This window comes from Streptomyces sp. NPDC091281 (assembly GCF_044757425.1).
Lineage (GTDB): Bacteria > Actinomycetota > Actinomycetes > Streptomycetales > Streptomycetaceae > Streptomyces.
Genome location: NZ_JBIVUY010000011.1, coordinates 16,199 through 40,568, shown reverse-complemented (window position 1 = coordinate 40,568; position 24,370 = coordinate 16,199). Strand labels below are relative to the sequence as shown.

Here is a 24,370-nt window from a genome sequence, read left to right as displayed (position 1 = left end):
GCATCCCGATGTGGACGCAACCGGCGTAGACGCAAGCGCCGACGCCAACGCCGCCCCCGACCGCGACTCCGATGTCGACGACATCGGCATCGGCATCGACACCGACCGCTGCATCGGAGCGGGCCAGTGCGCTCTGGCGGCGCCCAAGGTGTTCACCCAGGACGACGACGGGGTGAGCACGCTCCTGCCCGGCGGGGCCGTGGCGGCCGACCCGATGACCCGCGAGGCCGCCCGCGCCTGCCCGGTGGGCGCGATCACCGTCGAGCCGCGCCGGGGCTGACACCGGCACGGGCACGGCCCGCCGCCCGGCGCTCCCTACGGCCGCGCGCTCCCCATGGCTCCGGCGCGGCCGGGCCGGAGCGTCGTCCGGCCCGGTCAGACCGTCCGGACGAGCGTGCCGCCGTCCCGGAGAGCGGCGACCTCCGCCTCGGGCGCCGACGTGTCCGTCACGAGGGTGTGCACCAGACCGGCGGGACCCACGTACGCGTGGGCGGTCCGCCCGAGCTTGCTGCCGTCGGTCGCGGCCACGACCCGCCGCGAGGAGGCGACGACCGCCTGCTTCACGGCGGCCTCGTCGAGGTCGTAGGCGGTGAGCCCCTCGGCCGCGCCGAGCCCGCAGCAGCCGACCACGGCGGTGTCGAAGCGCAGCGCCGCGAGCGAGGCGAGGGTCAGCGGCCCGATCAGGGCGCCCTCGGTGGCGCGCGGCCGCCCGCCCGGCACGATCAGCGCGGTCGGACCGGGGGAGTCGCCGAGCAGGTGGATCGCCTGGAGGGACAGCGGCATCACCGTCACCCGCCGGCCGCGCAGCCGCCGGGCCACCTCCAGGCAGGTGGTGCCGCTGTCGAGGAGGACGGTCTCCCCGTCGGCGATCAGCGAGGCCGTCTCCTCCGCGATCCGGCGCTTGGCGGCGGAGGCCTCGTGGACCCGCAGGGCGAACGGCGGCTCCTCACCGCGGAGCAGGAGGGTGCGGGCGCCGCCGTGGACGCGTTCGAGGAGACCCTGCGCGGCGAGCGCGTCGAGGTCCCTGCGGACCGTCATCTCCGTGACGCCGGTCAGCCGGGCGAGTTCCGGGACCGTGGCGCTGCCCGACTCCTCGACGGTGCGGGCGATCAGCCGGTGCCGGTCTGCGTTGCTCATGCCGTGATTGAAACACTCCCCACAACGAACATTCAAACTGTGTGTACGGCCTTCTTTCAAACATTCAAAATGTTCGTTACGGTGGTGCGCATGGATCGTTCGCTGCGGTCAGCCCGCCTCGTGACCTTCGTCTACTTCGTCCTCAACGGGACCCTGCTCGGCATGTGGGTCGTCCAGATCCCGGCGATCGAGGACCGCACGGGCATCAGCCACGCCACCCTGGGCGGCCTGCTGGTCCTGCTGGGCGCGGGCTCCTTCGCCGGGATGCAGGCGGCCGGGCGGCTCGTCGACCGGGTCGGCACCCGGACCGTCGTCCCGGCCGCGGGGGCGCTCTGCGCCGCCACCCTGGTCCTGCCCGGCCTGCCCCGCGACCCCTGGGCCCTGGGCGCCGCCCTGCTGGTGTTCGGCTTCGGCAACGGCTGCCTCGACGTGAGCATGAACGCCCACGCCGTACAGGTCGAGAAGGCCTACGGCCGCCCCGTCATGTCCGCCTTCCACGCCACCTTCTCCGTCGGCGGCGTCCTGGCCGCCCTCGCCGGAGCGGGCGCGGTGCGGGCCGGGTTCTCCCCGCCCGCCACCCTCGCGGTCGCCGCCGCCGTCGGCACGGTCATCGCGCTGGCCGCCGCGCGCGGTCTGCTCCCGGCCGGCCCGGCGACGACCGCCGAGACCGGCCCCGGCAGCGGCAGCGAGGCAGAGGAGGCTCCGGACCGGCGTGCCGCCGCGCCCGCCCGTATCTGGCTCCTCGCCGCCCTCGCCTTCATGATCATGCTCTGCGAGGGCGCCGCCAACGACTGGAGCGCCCTGCACCTCAGGACCGTCCTCGACGCCTCCGGGAGCACGGCCGCGTTCGCCTACGGCACCTTCGCCGCGACGATGACCGTCGGCCGCCTGCTGGCGGACCGGGTGTCCGCGCGGTTCGGACCGGTCGCCGTGCTGCGTCAGGGCTCGGCCGTCGCCGCCGTCGGCATCACCCTCGTCGCGTTCGCCCCGTCGGTCGGCGCCGCGCTCGTCGGCTGGGCGCTGTTCGGCCTCGGCCTCTCCGGCTGCGTGCCGCAGCTCTTCAGCGCCGCCGGACACGCCGACCCCGCCGCCGCCGGGACGAACGTCTCCCGCGTCGCCGGTCTCGGCTACCTCGGCATGCTCGCGGGCCCCGCCGTCATCGGCTGGCTGACCCACCTCGTCCCGCTCGACCGCACGTTCCTGCTCCCGGCCCTCTTCTGCCTGGTCACGGCGGCAGCCGCAGGCGTCCTGCGGACCGCGCCCGAGCGTCCCCGCGAACCGGCCGAACAGCCGCGGTAGCCGTCGCGTCCACGGCACCGGTACCGACTGCCGCCGCGGTCAGCACCTGGTCGGCACCGCACTCCGGCACCGGCCTGACGGCCGCCGTGGTCCCCACCCGCCCCCGGCATCCCTGACCGCCTGTGCGGCCGGCCCCTGACACCGCGCCGCACAGGCCCTGTCCCGCAGCAGACCGGGTCAGGCCACCGGATCGACGGCCACAGCGTCCCGTACGGTGCCACCGCGATCCGCTTCGTCCCGCACCCGCCCGCTCCGATCCGCGTCACCCCGTACGGCGGCGGAACCCCCGGCGCCGGCCGCCCGCGCCTCGTCGTACCGGCGCAGCACGAGGCGGGCCACCGCCTCGTGGGTGCCGAGCGGAGCGGAGAGGAGGGACCCGCCGGAGCGGGCGGCCCGGTCGGCGAAGAAGCCGGGGCTCAGCAGATATCCGGCCACGGACACCCGCGCGTGCCCCTCGGCGCGCAGCGCCGCGACCGCCTCCGCCGGGGTGGGCCCGGCGGCGCAGAGATAGGCCGGGACGACCTCGGGCCCGTCGGGCAGCCGCTCCCGCAGCAGTACGGCCATGGCGGCGGCGTCGGCGTTGGCGCGCGGGTCGGTGGAACCGGCCGCCGCGAGGACCACCGGCCCGTCGCCGGGCCGCCGCCCCGCCGCCGCGAGATGGTCGCCGAGGGCGTCGGCGAGCAGCGGGTCCGGGCCCAGCGCGCGGGCCACACGGGCCGTCACCCGGGGCGCGGCGGCCAGCACGGCGGGAATGTCGGCCCGGACGTGATACCCCGCGCCCAGCAGCAACGGCACCACGACCACCCGCCCCCGCAGCCCTGCCAGCACCGTCGGCAGGGACGGCTCGACCAGGTCGAGATGGGCCAACTCCACCCGCAGGCCGGGACGCAGGGCCCGTACCCGCGCGGCGAGCGCCCGCGTCACCGCCACCCCCGCCGCGTTCCGGGTGCCGTGCGCCACCGCGACCAGCGGCGGCGCCGAACCGCCGGACGCACCGGCCGACCGCCCACCGGACCGGACACCCGCGGGCAGGACACCGCCGGGCAGGACACCTGCGGGCAGGAGACCGGCGGACGGTCGGCCGGTGGCGGGGACGCGCGGGGCCGCCGTCACGCCACCTCCAGCCGGTAGCCGCGCTTGGGTACCGTACGGATCAGCCCGCTGTGCGGGCCCAGCGCGGTGCGCAGCCGGGCGACCGCCGTCTCCACGGCGTGCTCGTCGGCGGGCGTGTCCGGCCAGGCGCGCCGCAGGAGTTCCGCCCGGCTCAGCACCCAGCCGGGCTTCTCGGCGAGCGCCCGCAGCAGGGCCGCGCCCTTCGGGGACAGCCAGTGGCTCACCCCGTCCACCAGCAGCGCGTTGCCCTGGAGCACCAGGGACCGGCCGCCCGCCTCCAGCCTCCGGCGCCCCCGCGGCGGCAACGTGTCGGTGAGCGTGCGCACCAGCGCGCCGAGGCGGCCCCGCGCGGGCCAGACGGCGGGCAGCCCGGCGTCCAGCAGCGGCCGGGCGCACAGCGGACCCACGCACACCGGCAGCACGTCCTCCGCCATGGCGTCCAGCACCCGTTCGCGCAGTCCGTCCGCGGCGGCCGTCTCCAGGAACGCCGTGATGGCGGGCGCGCTGGTGAACGTCAGCGCGTGCACCTCCCGGCGCGCGGTCTGCTCGACCAGACGGCGCACCGGGGCGGTGTCCTCCGGCGGCGCCCACCGGTACACCGGTACCGCGACCACCTCGGCGCCCCGCTCCCGCAGCGCCGCGGCGAACGAGGTCAGCGGCAGCCCGTGCTCCTGCACCGCGATCCGCCGCCCGGCGAGCGGCCGGGCCAGCAGCCAGGCCAGCAGTTCGTCGGTGGCCTCGCTGTCGGGCGAGTACACCTCCTTCAGCCCGCTGGCGCGCACCGCCCCGGTCGCCTTCGGCCCCCGCGACAGCACCTCGGCCCCGCGGCAGGCCGCCGCCAGTGCCGCCCCGCGCCCCCAGCCGTCGGCCGCGCTCATCCACCCGCGCCAGCCGATCCCGGTGGTGGCCACCACATAGTCCAGCGGCCCCGCGAGACAGCGTTCGGTCGCCCGGTCCAGGGCGAGGTCGTCCTCCAGCGGCACGATGCGCAGCGCCGCGCCCTGGACGACCCGGGCGCCCCGCCGGGTCAGCAGCGCGACCAGCTCGTCGCGGCGGCGCGCGGCCGTCACGCCGACGGTGAAACCCGTCAGCGGACCGTCCGGCGGCCCGTTCGCCGCACCGCCCGGCGCGGCCGTGGTCATGTCGGAGGAGGTGCCCATGGACGAGAGGCTGGGGCCGCGGCGTTTCCACGGCGTTGCCCCCGCGTCACGCGCGGATGAGACAACCGGTCCCGCGTGTTACGGCTGGAGTACCCGCCGCCGCACACCACCGCCCCCCTGCCGTGAAGGACGCGTACCGCCTCCGCAACGCGACCGACCGCGCCGCGTAACGCCCCTCGCCGACGGTGAGGGCCATGACCACCACCGCCACCGACACCCACTGCCCGTACTGCTCGCTGCAGTGCGGCATGCGCCTGGTCCCCGCCGAGGCGGGCGCCGCGTCCGCCGCGGTCGTGGTGACGGAACGGCCCGCGTTCCCGGTCAACCGGGGTGCGCTGTGCGGGAAGGGCGCCTCCGCCGCCGCCCTCCTCGGCTCGCCGCACCGGCTGACCGTGCCCCTGGTGCGGGACCGCGGAACCCTGCGCGAGGCCGACTGGCCTGAAGCCCTCGACCGGATCGCGGACGGCTTCACGGCGATCCGCGCCGCGCACGGAGCCGACGCCGTCGGCGTGTTCGGCGGCGGCGGACTCACCAACGAGAAGGCCTACCAGCTCGGCAAGTTCGCCCGCGTGGCCCTCGGCACCGCCACCATCGACTACAACGGCCGCTTCTGCATGTCGTCGGCCGCCGCCGCGAACCGGATCGCCTTCGGCCTCGACCGCGGCCTGCCCTTCCCGCTCGCCGACATCCCGCACACCGGCTGCCTGATCCTCGTCGGCGGCAACCCCGCCGAGACCATGCCGCCCGCCCTGCGCTACTTCCGCGAACTGCGCGAGAACGGCGGTACGTTGATCGTCGTCGACCCGCGGCGCACCCGCACCGCCGACCTCGCCGACCTCCACCTCCAGCCCGTCCCCGGCGGCGACCTGGCGCTCGCGCTCGGCCTGCTCCACCTGCTGATCGCCGACGGCGCCGTCGACACCGCGTTCGTCGAGGCACGCACCACGGGCTGGGAGGCGGCGCGGGCCGCCGCGACGGCCCACTGGCCCGAACGCGTCGAGGGCATCACCGGCGTCCCCGTCCCGCAACTGCGCCAGGCGGCACGGCTGTTCGGGCAGGCCGCCACCGGCATGGTGCTGACGGCCCGCGGCCCCGAACAGCAGAGCAAGGGCACGGACACCGTCGGCGCCTGGATCAACCTCTGTCTCGCGTCCGGCAAAGCGGGCCGCCCGTACTCCGGCTACGGCTGCCTGACCGGCCAGGGCAACGGACAGGGCGGCCGCGAGCACGGCCAGAAGGCCGACCAGCTCCCCGGCTACCGCTCGATCGAGGACCCGGCCGCCCGCGCCCACGTCGCGGGCGTCTGGGGCGTGGACCCCGACTCCCTGCCCCGCGCGGGCCGTTCCGCCTACGAACTGCTCGACAGCCTCGGCCGCCCCGGACCCGACGGGGTGCGCGGGCTGCTCCTCATGGGCTCCAACCCCGTGGTGTCCGCACCGCGCGCCGCCCACGTCACCGAGCGGCTGCGCGCCCTCGACCTGCTGGTCGCCAGCGACCTCGTCCTCTCCGAGACCGCCGCCCTCGCCGACGTCGTCCTGCCGAGCCTCCAGTGGGCCGAGGAGACCGGCACCCTCACCAACCTGGAAGGCAGGGTCATCCTCCGCGAACAAGCGGTCGACGCGCCCCCGGGCGCCCGCAGCGACCTCTGGCTGCTGCGCGAACTCGCCCGCCGCCTCGGCCCCCCGACCGGCCGCCCCGGCCTGGCGGACCTCTTCCCCGACGACCCGCGGACGGTGTTCGACGAACTGCGCCGCGCCTCGGCCGGCGGCCAGGCCGACTACGCGGGCATCGACTACGACCGCATCCGCGCCGAGGACGGCGTCTTCTGGCCCTGCCCCGCCGCGGACCACCCCGGCACCCCGCGCCTCTTCCTGGACGCCTTCGCCACCCCCGACGGCCGGGCGCGTTTCACCCCGGCCGGGCACCGGCCCGCCGCCGAGGAACCGGACGCCGACCACCCCTACCGCCTCACCACCGGCCGGGTGCTGTCCCAGTACCAGAGCGGCGCCCAGACCCGCCGGGTCGACGCCCTCACCACGGCCGCGCCCGGCCCCTTCGTCGAACTCCACCCCCTCCTGGCCCACCGCCTCGGCGTCACCGAGGGCGACCTGCTCGCGGTCACCTCGCGCCGCGGGCGCGCCGTCGCCCCCGCCCGGATCACCGACACCGTCCGCGCCGACACCGTCTTCATGCCCTTCCACTGGCCCGGCGTCGGCCGCGCCAACACGCTCACCAACCCCGCGCTCGACCCCGTCTCCCGGATGCCGGAGTTCAAGGTGTGCGCGGTCCGCGTCGAACCGGCGGCCCGCACCGCCGAGGACCCGGAGACCGCCACGACGGCGGACACCTCCACCCCGAAGTCCTCTGCCTCCGAGCCCGCCGCCCCCGAGTCCTCCGCTCCGAAGCCCGCTGCTCCGAAGCCCGCCGCCCCCGAGGCCGTCGCCCTCGGGCCCTCCACCCCCGAGTCCTCCGCCCCGGAGTCCTCCGCTCCGAAGCCCGCCGCCCCCGAGGCCGTCGCCCCCGGGCCCGCCGCCCCGGCGTCCGCCGACACCCGCGCGGGGCGGCGCACATGACCCCACGCCCCGCCGCGACCCCCACGACGGCCCCCGCCGTGCTCCCGGCGCGCCGCCGCCGTATCGCCGTCGTCGGCGCCGGGATGGCCGCCGCCCGTTTCGCCGAGCGGTTCCACGCCCTCGGCGGGACCGCCGACGTCACCCTCTACGGCGCCGAGCCGCGCGCCCCGTACAACCGGGTCCTCCTCGCCGACGTCCTCACCGGGCGCCTGGACGGCGCGGCGATCGCCCTGCCGGTCGGTGCGGCCACCGCGCGCCCCGGATGCGAGGTGACCGGTGTCGACCCGGCCGCCCGCACCCTGACCCTGGCCGACGGACGCACCGAACCCTGGGACGACCTGGTCCTCGCCACCGGAGCGAGCCCGGTCCTGCCGCCGATCCGAGGCCTGCGGCTCCCGGACGGCAGCGGCCTGCGCGACGGCGTCCACGCCCTGCGCACCCTCGCCGACTGCGCACGCCTCGCCGAGGAGGCAGCCGCCGCCCGCCGGGCGGTCGTCGTCGGCGGGGGAGTGCTCGGCGTCAGCACCGCCCGCGCGCTCGCCGCCCTCGGACTCGCCGTGGAGATCGTCCACCAGGGCCCGCACCTCGTGGAACGCCGCCTCGACGAGCACGCCGCGACCGCCCTGCGCACCGGCCTGCGCCGACTCGGCGTGGAGACCTACCTCGGCAACCGCGCCCGCCGCGTCACCGACACCGCCCCCGGCGACCCCGCCCCCATGCGGGTCGAACTCGCGAGCGGCTACCACCTCACCACCGACCTCACCGTCCTGGCCTGCGGGGTCCGGCCGCGCACCGCACTCGCCCACACCGCCGGAGTGCGCGTCCGTACCGGCGTCGTCGTCGACGACCGCCTCGCCGCCTCAGCCCCCGGCGTCCACGCCATCGGCGACTGCGCCGAGCACAACGGCACCGTCCACGGACTCGCCGGACCCGCCTGGGACCAGGCCGACGTCCTCGCCGCCCGCCTCTCCGGCGCCGACCCGCACGCCCGCTACCGGGGGTCGCGCCCCCTGGACCGGCTCACCGCCGGGCCGCTGGAGTACGCGGCGTTCGGCGAGGCCCACGCCGAGGAGGGCCCCGGCGTCGACGTGGTACGCCTCACCGACGCCACCCGCGGCACGTACAAGAAGCTCGTCCTGCGCGGCGACCGGCTCGTCGGCGCCCTCCTCGTCGGCGACCTCGCCACCGTCGGTGAACTCGCCCTCGCCTGCGCACGTGACGACCGCGCCGCCGACCCGCCCCTCCACCTCCTCACCCCGTACGCCTCCCCGGTCCCGCGCACCACCACCTGCCCGTCGCCCGCCCCGCCCGCGCCGCACCTCCCGGCCACCGCGCCGCCGTCCGTCCCGCCCGCACGGTCCGCCCCGCCTCACCCGCCCGCCGCTCCGGCCCCACCGCCTCCACCCCCTCGGCCCGCACCGCTGTCCACCGTCCCGCCCGCACCCCACGGAGCCCCCTGATGCAGCCACTGACCACCCCCTCCACCCCGCCGGTCAAGGACCTGGTGCTGGTCGGCCACGGCATGGTCGGTCAGCGCTTCCTGGAGGCGCTGACCGAGCGGCCCGCGGCGGCCGAGTGGCGGATCACCGTCCTCGCCGAGGAACCGCGCCCCGCCTACGACCGCGTCCACCTCACCTCCTGGTTCTCCGGCACCCGCGCCGAGGACCTCTCCCTCACCCCCGACGGGTTCCTCGCCGAGCACGGCATCGAACTCCTCCTCGGCGACCCGGCCGTCACCGTCGACCGGCCCGCCCGCACCGTCACCACCGCCTCCGGCCGGACCCTGCGCTACGACGCCCTCGTCCTCGCCACCGGCTCCTTCCCCTTCGTCCCGCCCGTCCCCGGACACGACGCCGACGGCTGCCACGTCTACCGCACCATCGAGGACCTGGAAGGCATCCGGGCGCACGCCGCACGGACCGGCACCCGCACCGGCGTCGTCGTCGGCGGCGGACTCCTCGGCCTGGAGGCCGCGGGCGCCCTCACCGCCCTCGGACTCGACACCCACGTCGTCGAGTTCGCGCCCCGCCTGATGGCCCTCCAGGTCGACGACGGCGGCGGACGCCTCCTGCGCCGCAAGATCGAGGACCTGGGCGTCCACGTCCACACCGGCGCCGGGACACGTTCCGTGCTGACCGGCGAGGACGGCCGGGTCCGCGCCATGGGTCTCTCCGACGGCCGCGAACTCCCCGCCGACCTCGTCGTGTTCTCCGCCGGAGTGCGCCCCCGCGACCAACTGGCCCGCGACTGCGGCCTGGCGGTCGGCGAACGCGGCGGCATCGTCGTCGACGACCGCTGCCGCACCGCCGACCCCCACGTCTGGGCCGTCGGCGAATGCGCCCTCGCCGCCGACGGCCGCGTCTACGGACTCGTCGCCCCCGGCTACGCCATGGCCGAGACCGCCGCCCGCGCCCTGACCGCCGACCCCGACCCCGCCGCCCGCTTCACCGGCGCCGACACCTCCACCAAGCTCAAACTGCTCGGCGTCGACGTGGCCAGCTTCGGCGACGCCCACGGAGCCACCGAAGGCGCCCTCGACGTCCTCTACAGCGACAGCCGCTCCGGCGTCTACAAGAAACTCGTCATCGGCGGCGACGGACAACTCCTCGGCGGCGTCCTCGTCGGCGACACCGAGGCCTACGGACTGCTGCGCCCCCTCGCCCTGGCCGGACGGCCCCTGGAGACCGCGCCCGAACAGCTCGTGCTGCCCGCCGGGTTCACCGACGCCGCCCCCGTCGCCCTCCCCGACGACGCGATCGCCTGCTCCTGCCACCACGTCAGCGGCGCCGCCGTCCGCGCCGCCGTCCGCGACCAGGGCTGCGCCTCCGTCGCCGAGGTGAAGAAGTGCACCAAGGCCGGTACCGGCTGCGGCAGTTGCGTCCGCCTGCTGACCGGCCTGGTCACCGAGGAACTGGAGGCGAACGGCGTCGGCGTGGAGCGCGGACTGTGCGAACACTTCACCCACACCCGCGCCGAGCTGTACGAGATCGTCCGCGTCACCGGTCTCACCACCTTCGCCGACCTCGTCGACGCGCACGGCACCGGCGAGGGCTGCGACGTCTGCAAGCCCGTGGTGGCCTCCCTCCTCGACGGCCTCGCCGGCACCCACGTCCTCGACGGCGAACGGGCCTCCCTCCAGGACACCAACGACCACTTCCTCGCCAACATCCAGCGCAACGGCTCCTATTCGGTCGTCCCCCGCATCCCGGGCGGCGAGATCACCCCCGAAGGGCTCATCGTCATCGGCGAGATCGCCCGCGACTTCGGCCTCTACACCAAGATCACCGGTGGTCAGCGGATCGACCTCTTCGGCGCCCGCGTCGAGCAACTCCCCGCCGTGTGGCGGCGCCTGGTCGCCGCGGGCTTCGAGTCCGGTCACGCCTACGGCAAGTCGCTGCGCACGGTGAAGTCCTGTGTGGGGGAGACCTGGTGCCGCTACGGCGTCCAGGACTCCGTCGGCCTCGCCATCGAACTGGAGCTGCGCTACCGGGGCCTGCGCTCCCCGCACAAGCTCAAGTCGGCTGTCTCCGGCTGCGCCCGCGAGTGCGCGGAGGCCCAGAGCAAGGACTTCGGCGTCATCGCCACCTCCGACGGCTGGAACCTGCACATCGGCGGCAACGGCGGCATGACGCCCCGCCACGGCGACCTGCTCGCCGCGGGACTCGACCGCGCGACCCTCGTCCGCACCATCGACCGGTTCCTCATGTTCTACATCCGCACGGCCGACCGCCTGGAGCGCACCTCCGTCTGGCTGGAGCGGATCGAGGGAGGCCTCGACCACGTCCGCGCCGTCGTCGTCGACGACGCGCTCGGCATCTGCGCCGAACTGGACGCCCTGATGGAGCGTCATGTCGGCGCCTACCGCGACGAATGGGCGGCCGTCCTCGACGACCCCGACCGCCTGCGCCGGTTCGCCTCCTTCGTCAACGCCCCCGGCACCCCCGACCCCACCGTCACGTTCACCCCCGAGCGCGGCCAGGTCCGCCCCGCCCGCCCCGGCGAGCCCGGCCGCCTCCTCACCCCGGCCCCCGCCCTCATCGCGGGCGACCGACTGGAGGTACGCACCGTATGACCAGGCACCGCACCACCGGCCCCGCCCACAGCCTGATCGCCGCCCAACCCGCCGCGCACGTCGAGGTGTTCGACGGCACGCGCTGGCTCCGCGCCTGCCCCTACGACGCGTTGACGCCGGGACGCGGGGTGGTGGTGCTCGCACCCGACGGCGCGCAGGTCGCCCTCTTCCGCGACCGCGCGGGCACGCTCTACGCCGTCGACAACCGCGACCCGTTCAGCGGCGCCCAGGTCATGGCGCGCGGCATCGTCGGCAGCCGCGGCGGCGCCCCCACCGTGGCCTCGCCCATGTACAAGCAGGTCTTCGACCTCCGCGACGGCCGCTGCCTGGACGAGCCGACCGCCCCCGACGGCACCCCGGCGACCCTGCGGACCTGGCCCGTACGCCGCGGCCCCGCCACCCCCGTCCCGGACAGCGCCGCCGATCACGCGACCGGCCGCGCCGACCGCACGGACCCCGTGTTCTCACACTCCGTTCCGGCGGGCGTGCGCGAGCCGTAGCACGCCGGAGCGGTGCCCGGACGCCCCCGGAAACCCGCCGTCCGTAGCGTCACCGACCAGCACGAACCCCTGACCCGACCCCAGGAACGAGCGGGTGACAACCATGAGCACAGCCGTCAACTCCGACCCCACCACCGGTGAAGCGGGCACCCCGGCCGCCCCGCACCCGGCCCCCTCCGCATCGGCCCCCTCCGACCCGTCCGCCGATGCCCGGCTGCTCGCCGACTGGCGCCCGGACGACGACGCGTTCTGGGCGGCGGGCGGCGCCCGCATCGCCCGCCGCAACCTGGTCCACTCCGTCCTCTCCGAACACATCGGCTTCTCCGTGTGGAGCCTGTGGTCCGTCCTCGTCCTCTTCCTCGGCCCCGAGTACGGCATCGACGCGGCCGGCAAGTTCACCCTGACCGCGCTGCCCACGGCGCTCGGCGCCTTCCTGCGGCTGCCCTACACGTTCGCCGTGGCCCGCTTCGGCGGCCGCAACTGGACCGTGTTCAGCGCCCTGTTGCTCCTCGTGCCGACCGTACTGGCCGGAATCGTCCTCACCCCCGGTGTCTCCTACGGCACCCTCCTCGCCGTGGCCTGCGTCGCCGGGGTCGGCGGCGGCAACTTCGCCTCCTCCATGGCCAACATCAACGCCTTCTACCCGCAGCGCCTCAAGGGCTGGGCTCTCGGCGTCAACGCGGGCGGCGGCAACCTCGGCGTCCCCGTCGTCCAGCTGATCGGTCTGCTGGTGCTGGCCACCGCCGGGGCCGCCCACCCCCGGCTCGTGCCCCTCGTCTACCTGCCGCTGATCGTGCTGGCCGCGCTCGGAGCCGCCCTGCGGATGGACAACCTGCCCGCGCACCGCGGCGACCGCGGCGCGCTGCGGGACGTGGTCCGCGAACCCCACAGCTGGGTCATGTCCCTCCTCTACATCGGCACCTTCGGCTCCTTCATCGGCTTCGGCTTCGCCTTCGGACAGGTCCTCCAGGTCCAGTTCCACGACCAGTTCGACACCCCGGTGAAGGCGGCGGGCCTGACCTTCCTCGGCCCGCTGCTGGGCTCGCTGGTCCGGCCGGTCGGGGGCCGGATGGCGGACCGCTGGGGCGGCGCCCGCGTCACACTGGCCACGTTCGCCGCGATGGCCGCGGGCACCGGAACCGTCCTGTACGCCTCGCGCGTGCACTCCCTGCCGCTGTTCCTGCTCGGCTTCACCGCCCTGTTCGTCCTCAGCGGCGTCGGCAACGGCTCGACGTACAAGATGATCCCCGCCGTCTTCCAGGCCAGGGCACGGGCCGCCGTCGAGGCCGGGACCGACCCCGAGCAGGCCGAGAGGGACGCGCGCCGCCGCTCCTCCGCGCTGATCGGACTCGCGGGCGCCGTCGGCGCGTTCGGCGGCGTCCTCGTCAACCTCGCCTTCCGCCAGTCCTTCCTGATCACCGCCAGCGGCGACGCCGCCTACGCCGCCTTCCTCGCCGTGTACGCCGTGTGCTCGGCCGTCACCTGGGCCGTCTACCTCTCGCCCCGCGCACTGCGCCCGACCGGCGGCCCGGCGGCCGGAGGCACCCGGATCTGACTCCCGTCCGCAACGCGTGTCCTGTCCGGCGCCCTCCGGTGCCCCGTGATCTTGTCCGGTCCCGCACCCGCCCCGTTCGTGACCCGTTCAACCCCCCGTCGCCGTGCTGCCGCACGCTGCGCCGGGAGCGCGAGCGCGCTCGCCCGGCACCGTACGAATCGAGGACCGGCCGTTGCCCACGAACCGGCACAGACCAGCCATCGTCATCTCCGCCGCGCTGACCGTCCTGGCCGTCGGCCTGTCGGGGGCCCCGGCCTCCGCGCAGGACCAGCCGACGGTACGGATCAACGAGATCGAGTCCAGCGGCGGCAGCCCCGGCGACTGGATCGAACTCGTCAACACCGGCACCACCGCGGTCGACGTCTCCAAGTGGGTCGTCAGGGACAACGAGAACTCCCACACGTACAAGATCGCCAAGAACACGTCGCTGGCGCCGGGCGCCTTCCTCGCCCTGGACGTCGAGTCGTCGTTCGGCCTCGGCGGCGCCGACTCCGCGCGCCTGTTCAAGGCGGACGGCTCCACCCTGGTCGACTCCTACAGCTGGACCGACCACGCGGCCACCACCTACGGCCGCTGCCCGAACGGTACCGGCCCGTTCACCACCACGACCGCTCCCACCAAGGGCGCCGCCAACCCCTGCGGCACACCCGGCGGGGGCGGCGGGCCGACCCAGGGCCCGTGGCCCGGCGGCTCCGCCGTCACCACCGCCGACGCCGCCGACGTCTTCGGGGAGAACCTCAGCGGCCTCTCCTACGAGAGCGCGGGCGTCGTCTGGGCGGTGAACAACGGTCCCGGCAAGCTCTACCGGCTGGTCCCGGACGGCACGGGCTGGCGCCCCGACCCGGCGGGCGGCTGGGCCTCCGGCAAGACCTTGCGCTACGCGAACGGCGGCGGCGACCCCGACGCCGAGGGCGTCGTCCACACCCCGGACGGGCTGTTCGCCGTCACCGAGCGGGACAACGCCAAGGGCTCGACCAGCGCCCCGAAGATCCTCCGCTTCGACACCTCCTCCACCGCCGCCGCCCTCAACGCCACCGGCGAGTGGAACCTCACCCCCGACCTGCCCTCCCTCCCGGCCAACGCGGGCCCCGAGGCCCTTTCCTGGGTCCCCGACTCCTTCCTCACCGCACACGGCTTCCGCGACCAGCGCACGGGCGCCGCCTACGACCCGGCCTCCTACCCCGGCCACGGCAGCGGCCTCTTCTTTACCGGCGTCGAGGCGGACGGCTCCGTCCACGTCTACGCCCTCACCCTGTCCGGCAGCGGCGTCACCCGCGTCGCCTCCTTCGCGAGCGGCTTCCCCGCGGTGATGGACCTGGAGTTCGAGCCCGCGAGCGGACACCTCTGGGCCGCCTGCGACGACACGTGCCAGGGCAGGACCGCGGTCCTCGACATCGACGCCCAGGGCGCGTTCACGGCCACCGCCGTCCACGACCGGCCCACCGGCATGCCCGACTACAACAACGAGGGCTTCGCCATAGCCCCGCACTCCGCCTGCGTCTCCGGGCGCAAGCCGGTGCTGTGGTCCGACGACGCGAACGACGGCGGCCACGCCCTGCGCACGGGCACCCTCGACTGCACCCCCTGACGCCGCTCCCCACCCCGAACGCGCCGTGCCCCGCCGGACCTCCGCCGGGGCGCGGTGACCGACCCCGCTTTCGTTGACATGAGCAAATCGGAATCGAGCCGGACAGGGAGACCTGGCACCGAGTGCCCCGCCGGGTCGCGGCACAGCCACCCACCCGGCCCGCGCGTACGGCTCCGGAACTACGTACAGCGACGGTCCGGCGTCCCGCTGGAGCCGTGCCGGGACCGGTACCGCCGTGGCCCCGGCCCTCGGACGCGCCGCCGACAGCTCTCCGCCACCCCTTCCACCGGCGGTCGTCGGACGGGCCGCTCACGCCACCCAGCGATGCCAAGGCGGCCGGAACCCAGACCTTTGGCCACACCTCTTGACATTTGTCAGGAGTGTCGGGCGTGTATGCGCCTGACGCCGTCTGAGGGGTGCGAGAGGTGATGCAGGTCACAGCCGGGAATCTGTGGCCGCTCTTCGGGGATCGCGCGTTCGCGCTCCGCCGCGAGGTTCCATGCTCCCCCCTGAGCCCATACGCAGCGTGACCACCCCTGATGTCCTCTCCGGGGGTCGCGCCAACAAGCGGAATTGCAGCCGCCGTTCGCAGGGGGGACCAGTTAACTGACCGTGAAAGTCGCAGTTAACAAGGGAGTTGACCTGCGTGAGGCCGTCGCGGGCCGATCGTGAGGGCCCGAGCCGGTAAGCTCGCCACAGCAGCTTCTCCCGTGCGCAACCGTGTCGATCGGTGACACCCGCGGGGCCGATCGGCTCCCAGCACGAGAGGAGTTGCCGCGGATGGAGAACCCGCCCGAGGGCGGGGAGCGCAAGGACCGGAAGACCGTGAGGAAGGTGCTCGGCTGGCTGACGCTCCAGGGACTGGGTGCCCTGCTGCGCCACCTGATCGACAAGGCCTTCTGAACGAAAGAGGCCCCCTGCTGCAACAGGAGGCCTCCCGGGAACTAGCTCCCAGACGCAGGCCCTGTGCCCCCGACGACGGCTTCATGAACCGTGGAGGTGCAGGGCCTCTTCCACCAGTACACGCGGACCGCGCAGCCTGACCCGAGCGGCCCACGGCATTCAACTTCGCGCATTTCGTGTGAAGCATCCACCGGTTCTGCCGCTAAACGGCATCGTAGCCCAGGTGGTTGGCTCACCGCCGCCGACGACGACAGGATGCCCGGCCGCTCAAGGGTGCACCGAAGTGGTCCCGGAGACCGGAAAGAGCACGCGACATGGCAAGGGGAACAGCCCGCTTCAGCCCCTCCGCGCTCCAGGCCCAACGGCTGAACACCGACGGACGCCCCGACCGGACGTCCCTCACCGCCGAGGAGTTGGCCCGCCTGGTCGGCGCCGCGAAGTCACACATCCTCGCCTACGAGAACGGGCACCGGGTGCCGGATCCGCCTCGGATCAGCGCCCTCGCCCACGCCCTGAAGGTCCAGCCCCGGCAGCTCATGGACCTGACCGACGGCCGCGCGTGGACCCTGGCCGACTGGCGGCGCGCCCAAGGCCTGCGCGCCCAGGACGTCGTGGCGATCCTCGGGATCTCCGTCAAGAACTACCGCCGCTTCGAGACCGAGGGCATCGTCCCCAGCAGGCGCCCCCAGTTCGTCGACGAGGTCGCCCGTGCCCTCGCGATGCGCCGCCCGGCCGTCGAGGCGGCCATGGACCGCACCCCGGCGGTCCGCCGACGGCAGGCCCGCGCCTACGAGTTGGTCGTGGCGCTGGCCGAACTGTACGTACCCCGGCGCGGACCGTGGCGCGGCCCCGCACCCGACGACCCCCACCTGACCGAACTGGCCGCCGCCTACGGCCGCCCCGTGCAACGCCTGCAACGCGTCCTCACCCACGAACTCGGCGAACTGCGCCAGAGCCAGGTGCGCGCCCTGCGCGAACGGGTCATCGCCGACTACGACCCCGACCGCGACCGCCAGGCCAACGCCCAGTACGCCGTGGACCGTTGGAGCGAGGTCTACGAACGCGACCTCGGCCTCATACCCCAGCGCCTGGAGCGCTTCCACCGCACCGCGCAGCCCTCGGACCTCTGGCAGATCCTCGCGGACCTCTACACCGTCGACGCGACCGTCCGCGCCGACGCGGGCACCTGGGTGCCGACGGCGCTCCTCGGCCGGCCCGCCGACGTCCTCCCGCCCCACTTCGTCGAGCACTGCGACGTCGGCGACGTACCGGTCTGCCGACTGACCGCCCAGGGCGCCAACCACGTCGTCTCCTTCCACGGCCTCTACGCGGCGCTGTACCCCACCACGCGCCGCCCCCTGCGCCCCGCCGCCGTCGCCGCACGAGGCCCCGGCAAGGCCCGCGCCGCCACGGCGGAGGCGTTCACCCTCCCCGGACACGCGCAGCGCCTCGTCGTGCCGCACCCCGTCCTGGAGTCCGTACGACTCGCGCTGACCGGCCCGCGGACCTCCTTCCACCTGGCCCTCAGCCCCACCGTCGGCCTGATGGTCGCCCTCAACACCCTCTCCGCGTCCCCCGCGGACCAGCCGCCCCCCGAACCGGCGCCCGCCACACCGGAGTAGCGGCGGCGGCCCGACGCGCGGCCCGACGAGGCGGGAGCGGGGGCCTCACCCGCCCCGCCCCCGCCGCCACCCCGGCCCGCTACGGCAGAAGCGTCTCCCACCCGCCCCCGCGCAACCCGATGTCCCGCTCGTCCACCAGCAGCCCCACCAGCGCCGCGGCGAGCGCGCCCCCGACCAGCAGCCCGACGATCACCGCCCTGACGACGTACGTCCGCCGCCAGACGGCACCCGCCCGCCCCCGCGACCTCCGCACGGGCGCGCCAGGCCGCGCCCCGTGGCGCCGTACCGGTCCGACGACCCGCTCCGCGCCCCCGGAACACACCGCGGGGGGCGCCACAGGGCTGCGACGGGAGCCGCCGGAGCGGGACGGGAGGCGAGGCGAGTGCGGGGACGGGCGCTGAGTCCGGTGCCGGGAAGACGCCCCCCGCTCCACCGCACCCCCGCCCCGGCGCGGCACGACCGGCCGGGGCGCGGCCCGCTCCTTCAGACGGTGGTACTCCGGGGCGGGCCACCAGCCCAGCAGCCGGGCGGGCAGGGAGAACCGGGTCCGGCGGTCCAGGTCACCCAGATCCTCGTACAGGGACCAGCAGCGCGCGCACGTGTACAGGTGCCGTGGGACACGCGGCCGGAGCGGCCCCTGCGGGGCGAGGAGCTGCTCGCGCAGGGCCGCGCAGTCCCGGCCGGCCGCCCGCTCCGCCCCGATTGCGGCCCGCGTCCGGCGGAAGGACGCCTGCGCGAGAGCCAGCGCCGTCTGCGCGTCGGCGCGCGACAGCCCGCTGATCCCGCCGAGCACGTCCGGTCCGTCCCCCTCCACCACCCCGTGCCACACCAGGCACCGCAAGCCGGGGGGCAGCCGCTCGAACGCGACCGCCAGTCCGTGCCCCTCGGCGGTCAGGGGCCAGGTGGCGCCCCCGTCGAGCCACCGGACGAAGCCCGGACCGAACGCAGCCGGGGCGCGCACCGCCCGCGCGACGGCGTCGATCCGTACGGACTCCAGGAGTTGCAGCCGCACGCACGCCGCGTGCCGCCCCTCGTACAGCGGACCCGCCGACACGATCCGGTCGTGCAGCCCGCCGAACGCACCCTCCACGAGCGCCACCGCCAGGTCGGGCCGCGGGGTGCAGGACAGGGCGTAGGCGTGCACGGCGACACGGTGGCGCTGCCGGAGCGTGCGGAACGCGGCGCCGTCGCCGTCGCGGACCGCGCGCAGCAGGTCGGCGTCCCCGGACGGCGCGTGCCGGTGCCGGGGCGCGAACGGACTCGTCCTCATGCCACCTCCCCGGCGTGCGAGGCGGTGCCGACGGGACGGGTGGGGCTGGAGTGCGGGAACATGCCGGTCATCGTGGGGGCGTCCCGGTCCCATCCCGGCCACGCTGCCGCGATCACGCACTTCACGACCGCCGCACGCAGAGATCCGCCACCGGACGGCACGGATCGCGGCGGGGCCGTCGATAGTGGTGCCCGGCACGCGCCGCCGGGGCTCCGACCTGCCCGTACCCGGCGCGCACCCCCGCACGAGGAGGACGAAGTGAGCGCGGACACCGCACTCGACGAGGTGGACTACCTGCTGATCGCGGCACTTCAGCACGCGCCGCGCGCCCACTGGCGCGAGGTGGGCGCCATGGTCGGGGTGGACGCGACGACCGCCGCGCGCCGCTGGGCCCGGCTCACCGGGGAGGGCCTGGCGTGGCTCTCCTGCCACCCGGCCCCCTCCGTCGCCGGGGACGTCGTCACCGCCGTCATCGAGATCGACTGCGTGCCCGGCCGCCTGCACGACGTGTGCGCCCGACTCGTCGACGAGAGCCCGCTGTTCACGATCGAGTACGTGACCGGCCCACGCCAACTGCTCCTCACGGCGGTCCTGCACAGCCCCGCCCGCCTCGCCCGCTACGTCGCGTTCCGGCTGGAGGCCATGGACGGCGTCGCGACCGTCCGTACGCACGTCGTGACCGGGCTGCACATCGAGGGCAGCCGGTGGCGGATCGGCCGGGTCCGTACACCGCCGAAGCAGCTCCCGGTGCCGGAGGCCGCCCCGCTGCGCGAACTCTCCGAGGCCGACCGCGACCTGGTCTTCCTGCTGGCCCGCGACGTACGGCAGAGCGTGCAGCAACTCGCCCGCGGCGCCGGGCTGAGCCCGACGACCGTACGCCGCCGCCTGGCCCGGCTGGAGGCGGGGCGGGCCATCACCTACCGGTGCGAGGCGGTGCGGTCGGTGTCCGGCTGGCCGGTGTACGCCACACTGTGGGCGTCGGCCCCCGCGAAGGACACCGCACGGGTCGTGGCCCGCCTCGCCGGGATGCGCGAGACGCGGATGTGCCTCTCGCTGTCCGGCCCGCAGAACCTGTTGGCCACGGTCGGACTCCGCACGGTCGGCGACCTCCGCACCTTCGAGTCGGCCCTCACCCACCGCCTCCCCGAACTCGTCGTCCACGACCGCTCGCTGACGCTGTGGCAGCTCAAGCACGCCGGGAAGATCCTCGACCCCGACGGCCGCGTGCTGCGGGCCGTCCCCGTGATCGACGACTGGCACACCGCCCCCACCGGCCAGGCCGAACAGGACCTCCTGCACCGCCTGCGCACGCGGGCCCCCGGAACCAGGACCTGACCCGCGGCGGCCTCGCCCGGCGTGCCGAGGGTGCCGCCGTCGCACTGTCGTCGACGGCGGCACCCTCGGCGGGAAGGGGGACTCAGACGGTCATCGCAGCGCGGACGACCGCGGAGTCGACGATCTGCTCGAAGCGCACGATCTTCCCGCCGCGCACGACGAAGCAGTGCGCGACCCGGACGCTCATCGTCTTCCCGGTGGCCTTGTTCCGGGCGGTGTAGCGGCCGAGCACGACGACCCGCTCGCCGTCGACGACGTAGGTGTCGTCATGCGTGATCCAGTCGTCCCAGGCGGCCGCCAACTGCTCGAACACGCCGCTGATGACGCCATCGGGCGTGCGGTGGATCCCGGCCGGCGGGAAGCCCGCCGCCTCGGTCCACTCCACGTCGGGGGAGACCGCGGTACGCCACAGACCCAGGTCCCCGGACGCGGAGGCCAGGTACTGGCGGCGCACGACGTCGGCCGGTGCCTGCGACAGACCGGATGCCCGCGACGTGCCGGACGCCGCAGATCCGCGCGCCGAGGCGGCCGGCCGGGCCGTGTCGGACACGCTCGGACGGGCGGTCGTCAGAACATCCCGTTGGGGTTGGCCGACTGCGTCGGCACGTCCTGGATGACGTCCCAGTGCTCCACGACCTTGCCGTTCTCCAGGCGGAAGTAGTCGGCGAGCGCGCGACCGGGGTCGCCGGGCTTGAGGACCAGGTGGGAGTGGGTGACGACCATGTCGCCCTCGGCGATGACGCGCTTGATGTCCAGCCGCAGGTCGGGGAACTCGCCGCGCAGCCAGGTCACGAAGCCGATGAAGGCCTCGGGGCCGTCGGCCGCGTCGGGGTTGTGCTGGATGTAGCGGTCGCCGAAGTGATCGTCCACCGCCTTCTGCGGGTTCCCGGCGAAGGCGGTCTCGTAGTAGTCGACGACGACCTGCTTGTTGCGCTCGATGTCGGACATGAGGTTTCCGTTTCTGGAGGAGGGGGCTCCCGGAAACCGTCATTCTGCGGAGAAAGATCCATAGCACCGGGAACCCAGGATTGCTCGACTGGGTCTGCCCACGCGTCTGAGGGGGTGCCTGGGCTGGCACACCGACGCCGGTACCACTTTCTCTTGCCGCCCCGCGAGAGGGGGCGTACATCAGGATCTACCGCCGTCCGGCGGCGATCTCCTGTCGCACGGACAAGGCTACACCGCTCGGCCGGGCGGGGTGAGGGGCGGTGGCGCGGGCTGCTGCCGCAGGGCGTCGAGGACGGCCCGGACCGCGGCACGCGCCGGGCCGGCGGTGGGGACGGCGCGACGGACGGCGGCGGTGATGGTGCGGGTGACAGGCGTGGTGAGTTCGCGGGTGGTGACGTCGTAGCGGCTGTGGGCGACGGCGAGCGCGGGCAGGAGGGTGACCGAGTGTCCGGCCTCGACGTGCTGGAGCGCGAGCGTGTAGTTGCTGAACCGGCCCACGACACGGGGTTCGAACCGGGCCTGACGGCACAGGCGCAGCGCGAGGCCCGCCATGTAGGACCCCGGCATGTCGAAGGTCCAGGGCTCGTCGGCGAAGGCGGCCAGGTCGGCGGGCCCGCGACCGGCGCGGTGCCCGGGGGACAGGACCAGCAGGACCGGGTCCTCGGCCAGCGGCACCAGGTCGAGATCGGGACCGAGGGGAAGCTCGTCGAAGTCGGTCGTGGTGATGATGACGTCCACGTCGGCCATCCGCAGCGCGGGCATGCTGGCGTGGGGTTCGAGTTCCAGGATCTCCACGTCCAGGTGCGGGTGGGCCGCGGCGAGCCGGGCGACCGCCGGGAGCGCCAGGGTGTGGACGGCGCTCTGGAACGCGCCGAGGCGGACCAGCCCCGACGGTTCCTCGCCGAAGCCGCGCAGTTCGTTCTCGACGCTGTCCATGTGGTCGAGGATCGCGCGGGCCCGCCGGGCCAGGATCAGTCCTGCGGACGTCAGCCGCACCCGCCGCCCGCTGCGCTCCAGCAGCCGGGTGCCGGTCTCGGCCTCCAGAACGGCGAGCTGCTGGGACACGCTCGACGGGCTGAGACGGGCGGCCTGCGCCACGGCGCGCACGGTGCCCAGCGTGTCCAGCTGGCTGAGCAGCCTCAGCCTCCACGGGTTCATCACCCCGACGATTCTTGTACGGTTCTGCCGCACAGGAAAGCCGGAATCATGTGATGGACGCGGACCGACCCGGGTCCCTACCGTCGTTCTCCATGGCAGACGACACGATCGGCACGGACCGCGACGCACAGTTCTGGCACGACGCACGGCGCCACCTGCTCCGCTACGGCGTCGCCTTCACCCCCGAGATCATCGAACGCGCCGGCGGCAGCTTCGTCACCACCGCCGACGGCCGCTCCGTCCTCGACTTCACCTCCGGCCAGATGAGCGCGATCCTCGGCCACTCCCACCCCCGCATCGTCGAATGCGTCCAGCGGCAGATCTCGCGCCTGGACCACCTCTACAGCGGCATGCTCAGCCGCCCGGTCGTCGAACTGGCGCGACGGCTGGCCGCCACCCTGCCCGACCCGCTCGACAAAGTGCTGCTGCTGACCACGGGCGCCGAGTCGAACGAGGCCGCGCTGCGGCTGGCGAAGCTCGTCACCGGCCGCCACGAGATCGTCTCGTTCGCCCGCTCCTGGCACGGCATGACCCAGGCCGCCGCCTCGGCGACGTACAGCGCGGGACGCAAGGGCTACGGCCCCGGCGCGCCCGGCAACTTCGCCCTCCCCGTGCCCCACCCCGGCCTCGGCCGTCGCGGCGAACCCTTCGACTGGCAGCGGCAGTTGGACGACGCCTTCGACCTGATCGACGCCCAGTCCACCGGCAGCCTCGCCGCCTGCCTGGTGGAACCGATCCTCAGCTCCGGCGGCGTCGTCGAGCCCCCGGCCGGATACTTCGCCGCGCTGCACGCCAAGTGCCGTGAACGCGGCATGCTGCTGATCCTCGACGAGGCGCAGACGGGGCTCTGCCGCACGGGCACCTGGTACGCCTTCGAACGCGACGGCGTCGTCCCCGACATCCTCACCCTGTCCAAGACACTCGGCGCGGGCCTCCCGCTGGCCGCCGTGGTCACCAGCGCGCAGATCGAGGAACGCGCCCACGAACGCGGCTTCCTGTTCTTCACCACCCACGTCTCCGACCCCCTGGTCGCCGCCGTCGGCACCACCGTCCTCGATGTCCTCGAAGAGAACCGCATGGACGAACAGGCCCGCGTACGAGGGGAGTTCCTGCGCAAGGGCCTGGACGACCTCGCCGCCCGCCACCCCGTGATCGGCGAAGTACGCGGCCGGGGACTGCTCCTGGGCGTCGAGTTCGTCCCGGAGGCCCCGGGCGGCGTCGCGGGGGACGCCCTGGGCGCCCGCGTCACCCGCCGCTGCCTCGAACTCGGCCTGCACATGAACATCGTGCAACTCCCGGGCATGGGCGGCACCCTGCGCATCGCCCCGCCCCTGACGGCCACCGAGGACGAACTCGCCCTCGGCCTCGACATCCTGGACCGCTCCTTGACCCAGGTCACCGGCACGCTGTAGGCGACCGGTCCGGCGTCGCCCGTGCGGCTCACCGGTCCTGGTCCAGCACCCCTGCGGTGCGGGAGCGTGCGCGCGGTCGTCGAGGGCGGCAGACGCGTCCGGACGGTCCGTCAGTCCTGGGCGGCGCGGCCACCCGGCGAACCGGGTGTGACAGGGGCGGTGGTCCTGCCGTGCGTACGACGGTACATCCGCATCCGTGCCCTGCCGCCGATCCGGCGGACACCGGCGCGCGTCTTGTTGAGAATCCGGGACACGTCGGCGAACAGTTCCATTGACTGCGCCATGTGATCGCACGCGCCCGAACCGGCCGGCGCCCACTCGCCGTCGGGCGCGTGGCGCTGGCCCAGCGAGCTGCACGTGGTCAGTAATCGGCTCATCAGCAGGTGCAGTTCGGCCATGTCCTCCTCGGTGAAGTCCTCGGCGGTCAGGCGGTGGGCTTGGAACAGGACCGGCGCCTGCATACGCGTCTCTCCTCGGCGTGGGGGCTGGGGGCGGCAACGCGACCGTCCGTGACGGACGTTCGCGAGCCGCTCTCCGGCGATACTGGTCCGCCCGGCACACGCCTGTCAACGATCGTTGGAATTAATAAGCGATCGTTGATGGATACTGGCGGGGTCCGCAGCATCGTCTTTCCGCCGATTTGTCACTCACGTGGGCGTGCAGGCGGGCCGTAGACCGTCCCTGTCCTGACGGCTCCGCGAGCGTGACGTTCCATCAGCGGTCGA

The 24,370-nt window shown here is 74.7% G+C and carries 19 protein-coding genes and 1 pseudogene; 12 read left to right on the top strand and 8 right to left on the bottom strand.

The window, feature by feature from the left end; all coding sequences use genetic code 11:
• Positions 1-82: 82 nt before the first annotated feature.
• Positions 83-280, top strand: a complete 198-nt coding sequence (locus ACIQPQ_RS26245) for a ferredoxin (protein WP_401308631.1) — start codon at positions 83-85, stop codon at positions 278-280.
• Between the two features lie 95 nt (positions 281-375).
• Here ACIQPQ_RS26245 and ACIQPQ_RS26240 read toward each other — a convergent pair whose 3' ends face one another.
• A complete protein-coding gene (locus tag ACIQPQ_RS26240) occupies positions 376-1,137 on the bottom strand; it encodes a DeoR/GlpR family DNA-binding transcription regulator (RefSeq protein ID WP_401308034.1) in 762 nt (253 codons plus the stop codon).
• A 90-nt stretch (positions 1,138-1,227) separates the two neighbouring features.
• Here ACIQPQ_RS26240 and ACIQPQ_RS26235 point away from each other — a divergent pair, with 90 nt between their 5' ends.
• The gene (locus ACIQPQ_RS26235) at positions 1,228-2,436 is read left to right on the top strand and encodes an MFS transporter (protein WP_401308031.1); all 1,209 of its coding nucleotides are present in this window, start codon (positions 1,228-1,230) and stop codon (positions 2,434-2,436) included.
• Positions 2,437-2,613: 177 nt separating this feature from the next.
• On the opposite strand, the gene ACIQPQ_RS26230 is transcribed toward ACIQPQ_RS26235, so the two are convergent.
• The gene (locus ACIQPQ_RS26230) at positions 2,614-3,549 is read right to left on the bottom strand and encodes a sirohydrochlorin chelatase (protein ID WP_401308028.1); all 936 of its coding nucleotides are present in this window, start codon (positions 3,547-3,549) and stop codon (positions 2,614-2,616) included.
• Positions 3,546-4,709 carry a uroporphyrinogen-III synthase gene (locus tag ACIQPQ_RS26225; RefSeq protein ID WP_401308025.1) on the bottom strand — a complete coding sequence of 388 codons (1,164 nt, stop codon included), beginning with the start codon at positions 4,707-4,709 and terminating at the stop codon, positions 3,546-3,548. Before ACIQPQ_RS26225 ends, ACIQPQ_RS26230 begins: the two co-directional genes overlap by 4 nt.
• Positions 4,710-4,903: 194 nt before the next feature.
• Here ACIQPQ_RS26225 and ACIQPQ_RS26220 point away from each other — a divergent pair, with 194 nt between their 5' ends.
• The 8 genes and pseudogenes from ACIQPQ_RS26220 to ACIQPQ_RS26185 all read left to right on the top strand — a co-directional run bounded on the left by ACIQPQ_RS26220 (position 4,904) and on the right by ACIQPQ_RS26185 (position 17,522).
• A complete protein-coding gene (locus ACIQPQ_RS26220; RefSeq protein ID WP_401308022.1) occupies positions 4,904-7,282 on the top strand; it encodes a molybdopterin oxidoreductase family protein in 2,379 nt (792 codons plus the stop codon).
• A complete protein-coding gene (locus tag ACIQPQ_RS26215) occupies positions 7,279-8,742 on the top strand; it encodes an NAD(P)/FAD-dependent oxidoreductase (protein ID WP_401308019.1) in 1,464 nt (487 codons plus the stop codon). The genes ACIQPQ_RS26220 and ACIQPQ_RS26215 overlap by 4 nt, the downstream gene beginning before the upstream one ends.
• Entirely contained in the window at positions 8,742-11,354 is a 2,613-nt protein-coding gene (gene nirB / locus ACIQPQ_RS26210; protein ID WP_401308016.1) for a nitrite reductase large subunit NirB, read from the top strand. The genes ACIQPQ_RS26215 and nirB overlap by 1 nt, the downstream gene beginning before the upstream one ends.
• Positions 11,351-11,740, top strand: a pseudogene (gene nirD, locus ACIQPQ_RS26205) (nitrite reductase small subunit NirD); the annotation flags it as partial. The gene nirB and the pseudogene nirD, both read left to right, overlap by 4 nt.
• Before the next feature lie 217 nt (positions 11,741-11,957).
• Complete coding sequence (locus tag ACIQPQ_RS26200) at positions 11,958-13,409, top strand: MFS transporter (RefSeq protein WP_401308013.1); 1,452 nt, start codon at positions 11,958-11,960, stop codon at positions 13,407-13,409.
• A gap of 172 nt (positions 13,410-13,581) precedes the next feature.
• Complete coding sequence (locus ACIQPQ_RS26195) at positions 13,582-14,997, top strand: lamin tail domain-containing protein (RefSeq protein ID WP_401308010.1); 1,416 nt, start codon at positions 13,582-13,584, stop codon at positions 14,995-14,997.
• A 780-nt stretch (positions 14,998-15,777) separates the two neighbouring features.
• Positions 15,778-15,900: a hypothetical protein gene (locus ACIQPQ_RS26190; RefSeq protein WP_401308007.1), complete on the top strand. Its 123-nt coding sequence runs from the start codon at positions 15,778-15,780 to the stop codon at positions 15,898-15,900.
• A gap of 314 nt (positions 15,901-16,214) precedes the next feature.
• Complete coding sequence (locus tag ACIQPQ_RS26185) at positions 16,215-17,522, top strand: helix-turn-helix domain-containing protein (RefSeq protein ID WP_401308005.1); 1,308 nt, start codon at positions 16,215-16,217, stop codon at positions 17,520-17,522.
• A 79-nt stretch (positions 17,523-17,601) separates the two neighbouring features.
• On the opposite strand, the gene ACIQPQ_RS26180 is transcribed toward ACIQPQ_RS26185, so the two are convergent.
• The gene (locus ACIQPQ_RS26180; protein WP_401308002.1) at positions 17,602-18,792 is read right to left on the bottom strand and encodes a hypothetical protein; all 1,191 of its coding nucleotides are present in this window, start codon (positions 18,790-18,792) and stop codon (positions 17,602-17,604) included.
• 258 nt (positions 18,793-19,050) lie between these two features.
• Here ACIQPQ_RS26180 and ACIQPQ_RS26175 point away from each other — a divergent pair, with 258 nt between their 5' ends.
• Positions 19,051-20,127, top strand: a complete 1,077-nt coding sequence (locus ACIQPQ_RS26175) for an Lrp/AsnC family transcriptional regulator (protein WP_401307999.1) — start codon at positions 19,051-19,053, stop codon at positions 20,125-20,127.
• A gap of 82 nt (positions 20,128-20,209) precedes the next feature.
• Here ACIQPQ_RS26175 and ACIQPQ_RS26170 read toward each other — a convergent pair whose 3' ends face one another.
• From ACIQPQ_RS26170 to ACIQPQ_RS26160, 3 genes are all read right to left on the bottom strand, one after another.
• Complete coding sequence (locus tag ACIQPQ_RS26170; protein ID WP_401308628.1) at positions 20,210-20,605, bottom strand: nuclear transport factor 2 family protein; 396 nt, start codon at positions 20,603-20,605, stop codon at positions 20,210-20,212.
• 89 nt (positions 20,606-20,694) lie between these two features.
• The gene (locus tag ACIQPQ_RS26165) at positions 20,695-21,075 is read right to left on the bottom strand and encodes an ester cyclase (protein ID WP_401307996.1); all 381 of its coding nucleotides are present in this window, start codon (positions 21,073-21,075) and stop codon (positions 20,695-20,697) included.
• 228 nt (positions 21,076-21,303) lie between these two features.
• Positions 21,304-22,233 (bottom strand): LysR family transcriptional regulator, encoded by a 930-nt coding sequence (locus ACIQPQ_RS26160; RefSeq protein ID WP_401307993.1) that lies wholly within the window; start codon positions 22,231-22,233, stop codon positions 21,304-21,306.
• A gap of 92 nt (positions 22,234-22,325) precedes the next feature.
• Here ACIQPQ_RS26160 and ACIQPQ_RS26155 point away from each other — a divergent pair, with 92 nt between their 5' ends.
• A complete protein-coding gene (locus ACIQPQ_RS26155) occupies positions 22,326-23,645 on the top strand; it encodes an aspartate aminotransferase family protein (protein ID WP_401307990.1) in 1,320 nt (439 codons plus the stop codon).
• Positions 23,646-23,755: 110 nt separating this feature from the next.
• Here the strand turns inward: ACIQPQ_RS26155 and ACIQPQ_RS26150 are convergent, their stop codons facing one another.
• Positions 23,756-24,106 carry a hypothetical protein gene (locus ACIQPQ_RS26150; RefSeq protein ID WP_401307987.1) on the bottom strand — a complete coding sequence of 117 codons (351 nt, stop codon included), beginning with the start codon at positions 24,104-24,106 and terminating at the stop codon, positions 23,756-23,758.
• Positions 24,107-24,370 lie beyond the last annotated feature (264 nt).